Raw genomic sequence first — 16,213 nt, 5'->3', positions numbered from 1 at the left:
AATAGAAATTTGTGATATAATAGATTATACAAAATAAAAAATTAGGAGTGTGTTTTAATTTGGATTCAGACAGTACGTGGCAGTTAATTACTTTAGGAATTCTTCTTTTTTTATCAGCCTTTTTCTCAGCATCAGAAACAGCCTTAATGTCTCTAAGCAAGATAAGAATAAGACATATGGTAGACGAAAAGGTAAAAGGTGCAAGCTTAGTTGGTAAACTTATAGAAAACCCAGGCAAGTTATTAAGTGCTATACTTATTGGCAACAATGTAGTTAATATTGGAGCATCAGCCCTTGCAACTTCTCTAGCTATAATTTATTTTGGAGAGAAGGGAGTAGGGATTTCAACGGTAATAATGACAATACTAGTATTGATCTTTGGAGAAATAACTCCAAAGTCTATAGCTACAAGAAATTCGGAAAAGGTCTCCCTAAAGGTTGCGAAGCCCATCTATTTCATAACACTTATACTAAATCCCATATCTATGATATTTACTTATTTAACTAATTTCGTCATTAGATTATTTGGTGGAAAAGTAGATATGAACAAGCCTTTTATAACAGAGGAAGAATTAAGGACTATTGTTGATGTAAGTCATGAAGAAGGTGTTTTAGAAGTAGAAGAAAAACAAATGATTTACAATGTATTTGAATTTGGAGACTCACAGATTAAGGAAGTTATGGTTCCAAGGACAGATATGATAGCAGTAGATGTAGAGTCAACTTATGAAGAGATAATAAGTGTGTTTAGAGAGGAACAGTTTTCACGTGTACCTGTATATAAAGATTCAATAGATAATATTATAGGTGTACTTCATGTTAAAAGCTTATTTTTCTATAATAGTAACAATGAAAAGTTTGATATAAATAAATTTATGATAAAACCTTATTTCACTTATGAGTATAAAGCTACCACAGAGTTATTTGAAGAGATGAGAAAAAATAGAGTAGCTATGTCTGTTGTGTTAGATGAATATGGTGGTACGGCAGGAATTGTAACTATGGAGGATTTAGTAGAAGAAATAGTTGGAGAAATCGAAGATGAATATGATGATTATAATCATAATGAAATAGAAGTTATTAAAGAAGATGAATATATAGTTGATGGAAGTGCTAAAATTGATTTAGTAAACGAAATGATTGGGACTAGCATTGAATCAGAAGATTTTGATTCGATTGGGGGCTTTGTAATAGGAGAAATAGGCGGTTTCCCTGAAAAAGGTGAAGTTGTAGAATGCGGAGATATTAAATTTGTTATAGAAGATATAGACAAAAATAGAATTAAGAAATTAAAGATCTTAACTTTAAATAATTAATATTAAGAAAATCACCTATGATTTTAATAAAATCATAGGTGATTTTTATTTTTAGTTTATAGAAAACTAGGGTGTGCAGAGAGGAACCTATCGCCGTAGCCAACCTTTTGTCTAATAAATAACACTAGGTAAAAAAATGTAAATTAATAATTAGTTAATAAAAAATAGAAAAACATGATAAATTTATAGAGACAACACACTAATTATTTAAAATTTTTAAAATGAAAAGGATATCATTATCGAATTAATAATTGACACTTTAACAAAATGAGAATATAATAACTAATATAGTAAATAAATTATCAATGTGTTAAGAGAAAGAAAATAATATTAACGAATTGATAATATGAATTTGAAATCAGGTATAGGGTGTGAATTATTAAGGGGGGTTATGGTATGGATTTAACAACATTAGTAAAATCAATTGACACAGTATGGGTTTTAATTGCAACAGCATTAGTGTTTTTTATGCAAGCAGGGTTTGCAATGGTTGAGGCAGGATTTACAAGAGCTAAAAATGCAGGAAACATTATTATGAAAAATTTAATGGATTTCGTTTTAGGAACACTAATTTTTTGGATTTTAGGATTTGGACTTATGTTCGGTGAAGATATTGGAGGAATCATAGGTAAAGTAGATTTATTTACAAGAGGAAGTTTTGAACATTTAGGACTTGGAATTCCACTTGAAGCATTCTTAATATTCCAAACAGTATTCTGTGCTACAGCTGCTACTATAGTTTCAGGGGCAATGGCAGAAAGAACAAAATTCAAATCATATTTAGTTTATAGTTTTATAATTAGTGCATTTATTTATCCTGTAGCAGGTCATTGGATATGGGGTGGTGGATGGTTATCACAATTAGGATTCCACGATTTTGCAGGTTCAACAGTAGTTCACTCTATAGGTGGATGGGCTGCTTTAATAGGAGCTAAGATATTAGGACCAAGAATAGGAAAGTATTCAAAAGATGGAAAAGCTCATGCAATTCCAGGACACAGCATTACACTTGGAGCACTAGGCGTATTTATATTATGGTTTGGATGGTTTGGATTTAATCCAGGATCAACATTATCAGGTACAAACGTAGATTCAATATCTCATATATTTGTAACAACTAACCTTGCAGCTGCAGCAGCTACATTAGTTGCACTTACAATTACATGGACTAAGTATAAAAAACCTGATGTAAGTATGACATTAAATGGTTCACTAGCAGGACTTGTTGGAATAACTGCAGGTTGTGATGTAGTTACTCCAGTAGGAGCAGTTATAATAGGATTAATGTCAGGATGTGTAGTTGTATTTGGAATAGAAACAATAGATAAAGTATTTAAAATAGATGACCCGGTAGGAGCTATAGGGGTTCATTGTTTAAATGGTGTATTTGGAACATTAGTTGTTGGGTTGTTTGCAGTAGAAGGTGGATTATTCTACGGTGGAGGACTTAGATTACTAGGAGTTCAATTGGCTGGAGTAGCATCTGTTGGATTATGGACATCTGTAACAGCATTTATAATGTTCAAAGCTATAAAAGCTACAATAGGATTAAGAGTAAGTGCTGAAGAAGAAATTACAGGATTAGATTTAACAGAGCATGGTATAGATAGTTATGCAGATTTTAAATCAAAGGCTGTAGTAGAATTCACAGGAAGTCCTTTTAATGTAAATTCATAATTGATAGTTAAATGTAATTGCTAAATAAGGGGGGAATAGAATTGGGAGATAAGATTACTAAAATAGAAATTATCACAAGAGCTAATAAATTTGAAGAATTAAAAGAGGCTCTAAATGAAATAGGTGTTACAGGAATGACAGTAACTAATGTTCTTGGATGCGGAATGCAAAAAGGATTTCCAGAGTACTATAGAGGAGTACCTCTTGATATGAATTTAGTTCCAAAAGTTAAGATAGAAACTGTAATCTGTGAAGTACCAGTAGATTTAGTAGTAGAAACAGCTAAAAAGATATTAAACACAGGAAAAATTGGAGATGGAAAAATATTTGTATATGAAGTGGCAAATGTTATAAGAATCAGAACTGGTGAAGAAGGCAGAGCTGCATTACAAAATGATTAATTACTTGACTATAGAGATAAAATAGTACCCTGTTAAAAAGACATGCAATCTTATTGAATCGCATGTCTTTTTACGTTTCAATATTAAACTAATATTAATTCTCAAAATGGAAAAGCTACAATTAATGAAATTTAAAAGAAATATATGATAAAGTTATAGGAAAAGTTTATGATAACATACAGAATAAATAAGGAAAAGGTAAAACAAATATTTAACTTTGTAGTAATTATATTTACAGCAACAATAGTTTTAGCCTTTGCCATTTTTACGCAAGGTTTAGAGGAATTAATAAATAACATTAAGAGTTTAAATCACTGGTGGATTTTAATAGCAATAAGCTTTATGTTCATTTGTTGGGGAATTGAAGCAATAATTTTTCATAAGATCGCTTTATTATTTCATTCTAAGCAAAAATTAAAAGTATCTATTAGAGCAACCATGATAGGTCAATTTTTTAATGCAGTAACTCCATTTGCCTCAGGAGGACAGCCAGCACAGTTATATTATATGATAAAGTCGGGTATTGATGGAGGAGCTTCCACATCTATTCTTACTATAAAATTTATTTTATTTCAAAGCATATATATTCTTTACTCTATTGTAATAGTCATATTTAAATTTTCTTTTTTTAAGGAATACTTATCTAATCTATTATACGTATCTATGATAGGATTTATTGTAAATATAAGTCTTATTAGTTTTATAATAATAGTAGCGACAAATAAAAAAGTGGCTAAATTCATATTAATAATCTTTTTAAGAGTTTTACAAAGTATAAGAATAATTAAGTCTACAGAAAAAGTTAGAGAAAAGGTAGATAAAGAATTAAATAGCTTCCATGAGAATATAATAATAATATGTAATAATTTAAATATAATGATAAAGACAGCTTTACTGACGATGCTTCAATTAATAACTTATTCCTCTATAACTTATTTAATATATAGAAGTTTTAATTTAGAAGGAAGTAGTTTGTGGAATATAGTATCAGCACAAACGTTTTTAACTATGATAACATCTATTATACCTCTCCCAGGGGCATCCGGTGGGTCAGAAGGGGGATTTTATTTATTTTTTAAAATGTTTTTTACTAATAGTAATATAGTTTCTGCAATGATATTGTGGAGAATGATAACATATTATTTAACCATTATTGTAGGTAGCTTTTTTACAGCGAAATAATAAACGAATAAATATAGGACTTTATTAAAGTGTAGTGCAATTGCAATAAAGATGTGATATTATAATAAGTAATAATTGTTAAATACTCAAAAAATTACATTATTCATTAAATGGGAGGAATGGAATATGAAAAATTTACAAGAAGTAATTAAAAGTATAGAAGATGGAAGTGTAAAATTAGAATTAGTAAAGGATAGTAATATTGCAGATTCATCAACCACTCTAGTTAACCCAGATGAATACAAAAGAGTATACGCGTTTCCAGACGATGATGCCCTTAAAGCAATATATGTAAAAGGTGAAGAATACTATTATGGAGAGAGAATATACTGTGCAGATCAAGCTCAAGCAGGTTCTTGTAACATAGAGTATGAAAAATTATATAAAGTAATATAAGTATATAAAGTAATATAAGTATATAAAAATTTAGACTTAACAGGGTGGTTATATTATAACCACCCTTTATTATTAGGAGTAAATATAGTAAATAATCATATAATAATATTAATCATTTCGGAAAGGAAGCAATAATTAAAGCGAGGATAAATATATGAAAAACAAATCATCCTTAAAGAAATATAAAATTAATATATTGAGAATTACTATAGCATTTATTGCACTTTACTTTATATATAGTGAAGGAGGAGGACAATTAAAAAAATATGATTTTAGAGAGGTCATAAGTCTACTGTACAGCCTAGAGTTATGGAAGGTTATAATTCTCTTTATTTTTGGATTTATTGCTGTAAGTAGTATGACGGTATATGACTATGTTCTTCTAAAACATATTAAATATGAGTTACCAATTTCAAAGGTATGGAAAATAGCTTGGATATCTAATAGTTTTAATAATTTTCTAAGCTTTGCTGGACTTACAGGTGCAAGTCTTAGGACTTTTCTTTATAAAAAGCAAGGTATTTCAACTAAAGAGGCTATTTATGGCAGTGCTATGATGGCTCCATCAACTATCATAGGAATATGTGTAGCCTCATGGTTATTGATATTTAATATATTTAAAGTAAGGCCAATACTGAGTAGATATGAGTTTTTATGGATAGGAGTAATAATTTTTGCTGTGTATTTAATAGTATATATTTTATTATACGAATGGAAGTGGCTTAATAAGAAAATTGTATCAAAAGTACAAAGCTGTGAGAACAATCCTAAGGAGTTAAGATGGAAGTTAATAAGAGCTTCCTTAGTTGAGTGGACTTGTTTAGGTTTATTCTTTTGGATAGTCTGTATGAGCTTTAGTAGAGAAATCATGCTTTTAGAAGCATTAGGAGTTATAAGTATAGCCGCAATTGCTGGTATAATAAGCTTTATTCCAGGAGGCATGGGGTCCTTTGATTTGATATGTCTAGTAGGATTAGAAACTATAGGAGCAAGTTCTCAAAAAGCTATGGCAATACTAATTACCTTTAGAATATTTTATTATATAATGCCTTGGTTTTTAGGAATAATTCTCGGTACCACAGAAATTATAGATAGGAAAGATTATAGAACTATTTGAATAGAATTATATAAGAAAGTATAAAAGGGAGGTAATAAAGTGAATAAAACTTTAAAAACAGTACTTATAATAGTAGCCGTAATTTTACTTATAGCTATGCCATTTATGGGTAGCTACAATAGTATGGTAACCTTAGAGCAAAGGGTTATAACAGCAGAGGCTGATATAGAAACTGACCTACAAAGAAGAAATGATTTAATTCCTAATCTTGTAAACACAGTTAAGGGATATGCAACTCAGGAAAAAGAGATATTTACAGAAATAGCTAATGCAAGAGCAAAACTAGGTGGAGCTCAAAATGTTAATGAAAGAGCCAATGCAGATGCAGAACTTTCATCTGCTCTATCTAGATTGTTAGTTGTAGTAGAACAATATCCAAATTTAAAATCAAATCAGAATTTTATTGATTTATCAGTGGCTTTAGAAGGGACAGAAAATAGAATAGCTGTAAAAAGACAAGATTATAATAAAGCAGTAGACTCATATAATACTAAAATAAGAAGATTCCCAGGGTCTATTCTTGCAGGAGTTTTTGGGTTTGAGAAAAGGGAATATTACAAAGCTTCAGAGGGAGCTAAAGAAGTTCCTAAAGTAGACTTTACAACTTAGCTTCACAAAAGGGGTGAAGAAATGAAGTTAAATAAAATTACGCTGAGCAAGTTATCAATAATTCTATTAATCTTTATAACTAGTATGTTCGTACCAAGCTCTATAGCTAAGGGAGCAGTAGAATATCCAAACCCAACAAATCTAAAATATATAAATGATTATGTAGGAATAGTAGATGGAGATACAAAAGAGTATTTGTTTTCTGTGGGTAAAGAATTAGAAGAAAAAACAGGAGCACAGGCAGTAGTTGTAGTAATAAAATCCCTACAAGGAAGAGAGATTAGAGACTATGGAATAACCTTATTTAGAAATTGGGGCATAGGACAAAAAGACATAAATAATGGATTACTAATCCTTGTAGCACTAGATGAGAAAAAGTGGTCTGTAGAAATAGGTGGTGGGCTTGAAGGCCCCGTTCCAGATATTTTAAGTAATAGAATTATGCAAAGTGAAGCCGTTCCAAATTTTCAAAGAGATGATTATAGTTCTGGAATTAGAAGAGCGTATACAATCTTTGCTGATGTAATAGCAAAAGAATATGAAGTTACCTTAGAGAAAAATGAAAAAATAAATTATAATATAAATACAGAGGGTAATAGGCAGCAAAGAAGTCCTTTTCCTATGTATATAATGCTAGGAATGCTATTATTAGATGTGGTATTTAATAGGGCAAGAATAATAAGATTTCTATTACAAATTATGTTTTGGAACTCTATCTTCGGAGGACGTCGAGGAGGTCGTGGAGGCGGAGGCTTTGGCGGCGGTGGCGGATTCGGAGGCGGCGGAGGAGGCTTCGGTGGAGGAAGCAGCGGAGGCGGCGGATCTTCGGGAGGCTGGTAACGTCAAATTAGCTTTTTTCTTTAGTATTAAAAAACATGTTATGCAATTTTTGCATAACATGTTTTTTTAGATTAAGCTAAAAAATCGGCATAGCCGACTTTTTTATTTAATAGTGAACTCTAACTAAATGAAACTTAATACTTTTATCGCTCCAGCCAAGATCCCAAGGTACTCTATATCTATCTGTATTATGACAGTTAACAAGGGCGTAACCTTTAGAGTCAGCACCAGTTACAACGGATATATGAGTAATTCTACCTTTCTTTTCATAGGCTACAAAGTCACCAGGTAAAAGCTTGTAAGAGGCTTTATACACTTTATTATAGCTTCCAGAGGCAATTACAGATGCTCTTCCACTGCCTATCATGTAATTCTTAAAGCCTTGAGCATTAAGCCATGCTTTTGTACCTCCGCCACCTTCGAAATTCCAAGCACCATTTTTTCTAAATTTGCCACCTTCGTGAAGTATTTGTGAAGCAAAATTAGCGCAATCACCGCCTTGAGGATTGAAGTCTCCATATTTTTTATTATATTTATAACCATTTTGTCCATCACTAGCAGTACCACAATACTTATCTGCATATTCTACAGCCGATATTCTTCTGTTATTAAGTTTAGAGAAGTCTCTAGCAGTTTGAGATAAGATGTACTGTTTTATATCTACAGTTTTTATTTTCTCTAAATTTAAGGAGTCGGCAAAGGGATCAGTATACCATTCTTTTGTTATAAACCAATTACCGTCTTTGTTTGTAACTCTTATAGAATGAGAAGTTCCTATTCTAAAATTATTCACTTTTGTAAGGGCATTCTCGGCAGAAGCCTCGTCTACAGGTGTTTCATTTTCATATATGTAGGAATATTCAGTAGAACACATTAGATTGATAGAATATGAATTATTACCACCTTTAATACTTCTAATAACTACTGTTGGATTAATTCCTATAAACTTTACTCCTTGTTTCTCAGACCAATTTTTTACATATTTTAATTTTCTTATTTCGTGTTCATAAGCCCACTGCCCATATTTGGTTTTTCTATCGTATATATTAGAGATAGATTTTTCATCATTAGAAAGTATGGCAACGTTTCTTATTTTGAAGATCTCTTCAATTTTCTGAGTAACTTCTTCATTATTATCGTCTGCGTTAACCACTGGATTATAAGGTGAATAATAAAAACAAGTAATCAATGCAAATAAAATAATGAATGATAAAATTAAAATCAATCTAGATTTTTTAAGTACAATAAACATAATTATTTCAACCTCACTATTATTATATAGAAAATTATATGAAGAAAAGATGAAAGATAGTATACAAGATTTAAATAAAAGGAAATTAATTAAAAGGTCAAAAGGTTTTAATTTAAATTTAAATAAAATAACAGTATTTTACTTTATGATGAAGATATGCTATACTTAATATCGAATATTAAGTATAAATAAAGAAAAGTAAGAAAAATTAAACAAAAATAAACAAAGATTAAAATTACTAGTGAGTAAGAGGTGAGTTTATGATGCAGCAACATAAAAGAAGCTTATCCATTATTGTTAAGGAAATAGAGGAATTGAGAGAAGTTTTAAATGAAATTGTTGCTGATAGGGAAAACTTAGAAAGTGATGTACTAGAGGTTAGCATGGAACTGGACAAGCTCATTAATGAATACATGAAATATGAATATAAAAGGACTATATAGTTAAAATAATGAAAGAATGTGCATAACAGCACATTCTTTCATTATTTAATCCACCATTACAGTGTGTTGTAATGAATGTGATGGGCTTTGCCTATATAAAATATAGTTTTGAATTATCAAAACATCCCTTCCTAGAGCCTGGTACCTAAAACATAAGAATTTTACGTCGTAAAATTCTTATATAGTAAAGTAAGTATCATATTAATACTAACTCGCATATAGTAAATTAGTATTAATAGGAGGTGCCATTTTTGGTAATTCACGTTGTAAGACCAGGTGATAGCATATACTCAATTGGAAGGCAATACGGTGTTTCACCTAATAAAATAATCTCAGACAATGAACTTTCAAACCCAAGAAATTTAGTAGTTGGTCAGACTATAGTAGTTTTAGGAGAGAATAGAAGCTATACAGTTAAGGCAGGAGATTCATTATATAGTATTGCTAGAAGATTTGGAACTACGGTTCAAAGCATATTAGATGTTAACCCACAAATAACAAGTACAGGCATTATTTCAATAGGGCAAACTATAACCATTCCCCCTACTAGAAAAATAGGCACTATAGAAGTAAATGGTTACGCATTCCCTAACATAAATCCAGAGGTTCTAAGGAAAACCCTTCCTTATCTAACCTATCTCAGTATATTTAGTCATGAAGTAAGACCGGATGGGTCCCTTGCTCCAATTAATGATACTCCATTAATTGAAGCCGCAAGAGCAGCAAATGTTGCTCCACTTCTAGTTATAAGTAATATAGAGGAAGGGGGAAGTTTTAGCAGCGAGCTTGCAAGAACAATTCTTACTAATGATCAAATTCAAGAGACTTTAATAAATAATGTTATTGAAATGTTAAGAAGTAAAAATTATTATGGATTAGATATAGATTTTGAATATATTTTCCCGGAAAATAGAGAAGATTATAATAACTTCCTCAGGAAAGTAACTTCAAGATTAAGACCACTAGGATACTCTGTAACTACAGCATTAGCTCCTAAAAATGAAGCTAATCAGCCAGGGCTACTTTATGAAGCACACGATTATCCTGTTCATGGAGCTCTTGCAGATCATGTAATACTTATGACCTATGAGTGGGGATATACAGCTGGTCCTGCAATGGCTGTAGCACCACTTAATGAAGTGGTTAGAGTAGTAAATTACGCAGTTACAGCTATTCCAAGAAATAAAATCTTTTTAGGAATTCCTAACTATGGCTATGATTGGACTCTTCCATTTAGAAGAGGAACAAGAGCTCAGACTTTAACAAATGTAGGAGCTGTTGAATTAGCTTTAAGAACTGGATCTGCAATAAGATATGATGAAAGAGCCCAGGCACCTTTCTTTAATTATTATGATTCATTAGGAAGACAACATGAAGTTTGGTTTGAAGATGCAAGAAGTATAGAAGCAAAACTGATGCTTGTAAATAGATATAAGCTAGGGGGAATAAGCTATTGGACAATAAATAGGTATTTCCCACAAAACTGGCTCGTACTAAATGCACTTTATGATGTAAGAAAAGTAATACAGTAATGAAGCAGTAACCAGTGAACAGTCGCTGGTTACTAATTTTTACTAGTTCATTAAGCTAGGAATAGTACGATAATAAATATGAGGTGATTAAGAGTGAGATACGTACCAACTGGCTGCTTAAGACCAGGAATGATTCTAGGAAAGAACATCTACTCTCAAGACGGCGCAGTACTTCTTGCAAAAGATGTTTCTATTACTAAAGAATATATAGAGAATATGAAAAAGTTAGTTATAAATGGAGCTTATATAGAGGATAACATTTCTGAAAATATATCTATTGAGAATGTAATATCTGATGAACTTAGGGTAAAAGCAGTAAAATTAATAAGAAAACTCTATAATAATCCTAATACTATAGCAAAAAACATAGATACTGTGGAAAATGTTGCAAAGAATATAATAAATGAATTGATGAAAAGTAAGAGTATAATGATAAATATGATTGATATTAAGACCTTTGATGATTTTATGTTCAGTCACAGTGTAAATGTCGCAGTACTATCAGCAGTTATGGGAATTGCTATGAATTTAGATGAGTCAAAGCTTGAAAAGTTAGTTGCATCTGCTATGCTTCATGATATTGGAAAGATATTTATATCAAAGGAGGTTTTAAATAAGATATCACAACTAACAAAAGAAGAGGAGGAGCTTATTAAATCTCATCCTGAGAAGGGATATAGATATATAAAAACTTACTATAGTAACAGTATAGCTGTAACATCATATGTTGGAATACTTCAACACCATGAACATTTTGATGGAACTGGATACCCAGATAAAAAGAAGGGCGAAAAAATCTCTTTATTTGGAAGAGTAATAGGAATATGTGATGTTTATGATAATCTAATATCAGAAAGACCTAATAGAAAGGCATATACTCCCTCAGATGCAATAGAGTATATAATGGCTCATAATGGAATTATTTTTGATCCTAAATTAGTAAAAGTATTTTTAAGAAAAGTAGCACCCTATCCATTAGGTACAATAGTAAAATTGAGTAGTGGGGAGAAGGCTATAGTAATGGAAAACAACGAAGAGTGTTCAACTCGACCAGTAGTGAAGAGTTTAGAGAGTGGTAATATACTGAATTTAACCCATGATTGGAACTGTAGAAATATAACTATAGTAGAAGTAGACAAAGGAGAATAAGAATTTTAAGAGAAAAATCTTAAAATTATAAAATAACTATGGAGTAAAAAAGCACGTATATAGATAAGGAGACTATATAATGGACGCTTAGGGAGGCAGAAGGATGAAGGAAATAAATAGAAAAAAGTTTTATTTTATCATAATTTTAATGTTTGGAATTATTTTTACCAGTAAACAAGTACAAGCTTCTACTATACCAAATACTATGGTGGAAAAGGATAAGAGTTGGATAATAAAGTTTAATAAAGCCATAGATTATAATGACAAGGCAGTAAGTTCCATAGGTGTATTTGATAAAAAAGGGGAAAAGGTAAATATAAGACTTCAGATTGGTGAGGATAAAAAGTCTGTAATAGTAAAACCGCCTATAAGAATGTATACAGAAGGAGAGGAATATGTCTTAAAAATAGAGACTAATATACAATCAGAAAAGGGAAATAAACTTAAAGAAAGAAAAGAAATTAATTTTACTATAAATAAAAATGAACCATATAAAGACTATATAAAAATAAAGCCAGGAGATACTATACAAAATGAAACTGGGAAAAACTATATATTTTATGATGTACATAAGTCGAAGCCATTAGATAATAAATCCTTAAGTGAGAACGGATGGTCTTTAAAGGCCTATAAAACAGTGAACTCTAGGGATAGTAGAGGTATGATATATACCCTAGGAAACTCTAAATCATTAGAACTACCTTTTAAAGTTAAGGGCTGGATGGGATTCTATGTTGGTTATCACAATGATACAGAAGAGTTCACTATTAACTCTAATGGAAATGAATTTAAGTTTAAAAATTATGATGATAATAAAAATAAATCAGGAAATGGATTTATAAATGAGAGCTTCATATTTGCAAAGAATTTTACTGAAGATGATAGTGTTACAATATCAGGAGTTGAGGGAAAAAAGGCTCAAATTGCTTATGTTAGATTAGTGCCATTAAATGAAGAAGAAATCACTCTCTACAATAAGACTAGTGAGAGTTCACCTGGAAATAAAAAAACTGTTGTATATGATAATGATGGGTATACTGATTTCTTTCTAGGAAAATATCCAGATATAACTAGTCTTGAAAAGTTTCCAGAGGATATAACATCAAAGCTTAATAGTCAAAGTATAAACTGGACACTGGGGACTACAGGATTATTAAATTATAATAGCCAGTTTGCAGGAACAGCTTTTCAAGGAGCTGAAAAGTTTGATTCCTATGTACGAGAGGGGGATATACTAGCAAGATATCAAATATTAAATATATTAATTGGAGGGAAATCACCTTTAGAACTAGTAGCTAGTAAAGGAGAAACCTTAGGGGTTAGTGTTAATGCTTCCCTTAGAATGAATGCTTTTTATAATCAGCAATCAACTCTATTTTTAAATGGTGCCATGTATGATTTCTATAAGGAGTTTCTTCAAAACAATAATTATAATTTAAGCTATTACTATCCAAAATATAGAACCTATATTTTAAATGTACTCAAAGAGGTTTCAGTGGTGGAAAATGTAGATGGAATAACTCTTGATTTTTGTAGATATCCAAATGTTATGGGAAGTGAAGCAACCTTAGGAGAGAAAATTGCTATTATGAATGAGTTCATGAGACAGGTTAGACTAGAGATACCAAATAAGAAGATAACAGTGAGATTCCCATATCTGCAGCCAGCCTCTTATGGGTTAGACGCAAAAACTTGGGTAGAAGAAGGGTTAGTAGATACAGTAGTTCCTTCAGTTATAGGATATGAAGAGTTCTGGAATGTAGAAGAATATTCAAGTCTGTATAAGTCTAATAAAATCCAGATTTTAGTTGGTATTTCTGCTAATCTAAAAGGGAGAGACTTAACACCGGAAACAGAAAGGCTAATGAAAGAAGGAAAATATGTACCAGATAATAGATATTTATCGGTAGAAGAATATTTAATTAGAGCAAATGAAGCCTATAATAAGGGAGCAGATGGAATTTTTATGTCTAATATTTTAAATGATTTAGACATAAGAGGAGATGTATCACCAAAATTCAAATTTCTTTCAGATAAATTTAAGGTAAAGAAGTGGTATGAGTTAGAGTATAAATCTTATTTAGTGAATGATAAAATAGAGTGGATATTCTAATTAAAATAGTTATTAATTATAAATCGCTAGTTTCTATATGTATATGATAGAAACTAGCGATTTCTTTTAAGATTTTTGGTTATTTGATACTAGAGATTAGTAATTATTTTGTTTCCTTAATGAGTCCTTTTCTATAAGCGATTAAAAGCATTTCAATCTCTTTTATTTGTGATTTGATTTCTCTTCCGATATCTGTATCAGCAACTCTTTTTCTAGTAGCCACATGTTCAAGAATTATAGTTGAAGATAGGATGTCCCTTTCTTCTTCTATTGCTTTTCTTATAGATTCGAAAGGCTCATGGGAGCTTAAGAGTAGTCCATAAGAATTATAAATTAAAGTATATCCTGCAATGCCTGTCTCAGGCTGATAAGCTCGACAGAAACCTCCATCTATAACAAGAAGTTTTCCATTAGCTTTAATTGGACTTTCTCCTTCTTTTGTCTTTACAGGGATATGTCCATTAATTATATGAGAACATTCAGGGTCAAGACTAAATTCTTTTAGTATATTACAACATACTTTTTCGTTATCTCTATATTTGTAATAAGGATTTTTTATCTCTTCATGAGTTTTAGGATCATCAATAAAGTATCTTTCAAAGGTAGTCATTCTTTGTTTTCCAAATTCAGCTGAATCAGGGCCACACCATAAGTACCATACCATATCCATAGCAAATTCTTTTGATGCAGAACCTTCCTTAAAGAAATAAGCTTCACGAGCTAAGGAGTCGTACTTGTCCAGCAAGATTCTTCCGCTATATTTTTCACCATTAATAAGAACTTCTTTAAAAGAACCATCTTCATTTAATGGGATACATCCATGATAAAGCAAGTTAGAATTATAAACTAAGTACATACCTCCTTTGCTATATAAAAAGCGAATGTGACGTTGAAGCTTTTCACTATGAACAAAGGAACGTTTTAATTTATTTATTAATACTTCTTCTTGAGGAGTTAATTTATACGGATCTTTTGGATCAATAGTTGGGAAGTTGGTATCATTTAAAGGGTAAGTTACTCCATTTAAAACTATAGTTCCTTCTTCTAGGTTAATTTTATCAAGGAGAAGTTGTTCTTCCATCTTAAACTCAGGACGATTTTTAATTGTCTGACCTTCTAATTTAAACTGCATAATGGCAATGGCTTTATGCATCTTTGAAGTTAGAGAAGAATCCTTGTTGTTAATTTCTTTTCCTAAACCTCGAGGATTGAATTTTTTACATGAATCATCTCTGTAAACATCCATAGCAAAGGTTGCAAGAGGAAGGAGATTTATTCCATAACCATCTTCAATGGTATTTAAATTAGAGTATCTTAGAGAAATTCTAATTACATTACAAATACAAGCCTTATTTCCAGCAGCAGCACCCATCCACAGAATATCGTGATTTCCCCACTGAATATCTACAGAATGATGTTTTATTAAAGCCTCCATTATAATTTCAGGGCCTGGACCTCTATCGTAAATGTCGCCTATTATATGAAGTCTATCTACCACTAGTCTTTGTATGAGCTTAGAGATAGCCATAATGAATTCTGAAGCTCTATCTATGTCAATTATAGTGGAAATTATTACATTATAATATTCATGCTTGTTTATTGTTGTATTATGCTCATGAAGTAATTCCTCAATTACATAAGCAAAATCAGGTGGAAGAGTTTTTCTAACCTTTGAACGAGTATATTTTGAAGAAACCACCTTGCACAATTCAATAAGTCTATATAAAGTTATTTTATACCAATCTTCTAAATTATCTTCTGTAGCTTTTATAAGGTCTAGCTTTTGTTCAGGATAGTAAATAAGAGTTGCGAGAGTTGTTTTCTCACTATCTCTTAAAGAAGTTCCAAATACATCATCTATCTTTCTTTTAATAACACCAGAAGCATTTTTAAGCATATGAGTAAAGGATTCATATTCCCCATGGACATCGCTTATAAAGTGTTCTGTGCTCTTAGGCAAATTTAAAATAGCTTGTAAATTTACAATCTCAGTAGTAGCAGAAGAGATATTTGGATATTGTTTTGCAAGTAATCCTAAGTATCTCAAATCCTTTTTAATTAATTCTAAATTATTCTCGTCACAGAAAGTCATCTGGCTGCCCCCTTTATAAAAGAATCTTGTATCGCAAAATTCTTATGTATTGTATTTTAATTATAATATTATATCACACTTTATTAGTTACAAT

At 30.8% G+C, this 16,213-nt stretch carries 14 protein-coding genes; 12 read left to right on the top strand and 2 right to left on the bottom strand.

The features are described 5' to 3' along the window. Positions 1-59 precede the first annotated feature (59 nt). The 8 genes from ACX0KU_RS00875 to ACX0KU_RS00840 all read left to right on the top strand — a co-directional run bounded on the left by ACX0KU_RS00875 (position 60) and on the right by ACX0KU_RS00840 (position 7,538). Positions 60-1,316 (top strand): HlyC/CorC family transporter, encoded by a 1,257-nt coding sequence (locus tag ACX0KU_RS00875; RefSeq protein WP_472991067.1) that lies wholly within the window; start codon positions 60-62, stop codon positions 1,314-1,316. A 396-nt stretch (positions 1,317-1,712) separates the two neighbouring features. Beyond that, the gene (locus ACX0KU_RS00870) at positions 1,713-2,993 is read left to right on the top strand and encodes an ammonium transporter (protein WP_472991066.1); all 1,281 of its coding nucleotides are present in this window, start codon (positions 1,713-1,715) and stop codon (positions 2,991-2,993) included. A gap of 41 nt (positions 2,994-3,034) precedes the next feature. Continuing rightward, positions 3,035-3,394 carry a P-II family nitrogen regulator gene (locus tag ACX0KU_RS00865; RefSeq protein ID WP_472991065.1) on the top strand — a complete coding sequence of 120 codons (360 nt, stop codon included), beginning with the start codon at positions 3,035-3,037 and terminating at the stop codon, positions 3,392-3,394. 168 nt (positions 3,395-3,562) lie between these two features. Beyond that, positions 3,563-4,576 carry a lysylphosphatidylglycerol synthase transmembrane domain-containing protein gene (locus ACX0KU_RS00860; RefSeq protein ID WP_472991064.1) on the top strand — a complete coding sequence of 338 codons (1,014 nt, stop codon included), beginning with the start codon at positions 3,563-3,565 and terminating at the stop codon, positions 4,574-4,576. A gap of 126 nt (positions 4,577-4,702) precedes the next feature. Then, a complete protein-coding gene (locus ACX0KU_RS00855; protein ID WP_472991063.1) occupies positions 4,703-4,972 on the top strand; it encodes a hypothetical protein in 270 nt (89 codons plus the stop codon). Positions 4,973-5,126: 154 nt separating this feature from the next. Continuing rightward, entirely contained in the window at positions 5,127-6,089 is a 963-nt protein-coding gene (locus tag ACX0KU_RS00850; RefSeq protein WP_472991062.1) for a lysylphosphatidylglycerol synthase domain-containing protein, read from the top strand. Between the two features lie 39 nt (positions 6,090-6,128). Then, on the top strand, positions 6,129-6,698 hold the full coding sequence (locus ACX0KU_RS00845) for a LemA family protein (RefSeq protein ID WP_472991061.1): 570 nt from the start codon (positions 6,129-6,131) through the stop codon (positions 6,696-6,698). A 21-nt stretch (positions 6,699-6,719) separates the two neighbouring features. After that, on the top strand, positions 6,720-7,538 hold the full coding sequence (locus ACX0KU_RS00840) for a TPM domain-containing protein (protein WP_472991060.1): 819 nt from the start codon (positions 6,720-6,722) through the stop codon (positions 7,536-7,538). Between the two features lie 106 nt (positions 7,539-7,644). On the opposite strand, the gene ACX0KU_RS00835 is transcribed toward ACX0KU_RS00840, so the two are convergent. After that, on the bottom strand, positions 7,645-8,790 hold the full coding sequence (locus ACX0KU_RS00835) for an amidase domain-containing protein (protein WP_472991059.1): 1,146 nt from the start codon (positions 8,788-8,790) through the stop codon (positions 7,645-7,647). 260 nt (positions 8,791-9,050) lie between these two features. Between ACX0KU_RS00835 and ACX0KU_RS00830 the strand changes: the two genes are divergently transcribed. The 4 genes from ACX0KU_RS00830 (at position 9,051) to ACX0KU_RS00815 (ending at position 14,027) form a co-directional block, all read left to right on the top strand. Next, on the top strand, positions 9,051-9,233 hold the full coding sequence (locus ACX0KU_RS00830) for an aspartyl-phosphate phosphatase Spo0E family protein (protein ID WP_472991058.1): 183 nt from the start codon (positions 9,051-9,053) through the stop codon (positions 9,231-9,233). A gap of 251 nt (positions 9,234-9,484) precedes the next feature. After that, on the top strand, positions 9,485-10,765 hold the full coding sequence (locus tag ACX0KU_RS00825; RefSeq protein WP_472991057.1) for a glycoside hydrolase family 18 protein: 1,281 nt from the start codon (positions 9,485-9,487) through the stop codon (positions 10,763-10,765). A gap of 93 nt (positions 10,766-10,858) precedes the next feature. After that, positions 10,859-11,914: an HD-GYP domain-containing protein gene (locus ACX0KU_RS00820; RefSeq protein ID WP_472991056.1), complete on the top strand. Its 1,056-nt coding sequence runs from the start codon at positions 10,859-10,861 to the stop codon at positions 11,912-11,914. Between the two features lie 103 nt (positions 11,915-12,017). Continuing rightward, the gene (locus ACX0KU_RS00815; protein ID WP_472991055.1) at positions 12,018-14,027 is read left to right on the top strand and encodes an Ig-like domain-containing protein; all 2,010 of its coding nucleotides are present in this window, start codon (positions 12,018-12,020) and stop codon (positions 14,025-14,027) included. A gap of 103 nt (positions 14,028-14,130) precedes the next feature. Here ACX0KU_RS00815 and ACX0KU_RS00810 read toward each other — a convergent pair whose 3' ends face one another. Beyond that, complete coding sequence (locus ACX0KU_RS00810; RefSeq protein ID WP_472991054.1) at positions 14,131-16,119, bottom strand: fructose-1,6-bisphosphatase; 1,989 nt, start codon at positions 16,117-16,119, stop codon at positions 14,131-14,133. Between the last annotated feature and the right edge of the window lie 94 nt (positions 16,120-16,213).

Source organism: Clostridium sp. X (assembly GCF_055755365.1).
This window is presented reverse-complemented; position numbering and strand designations above follow the sequence as displayed.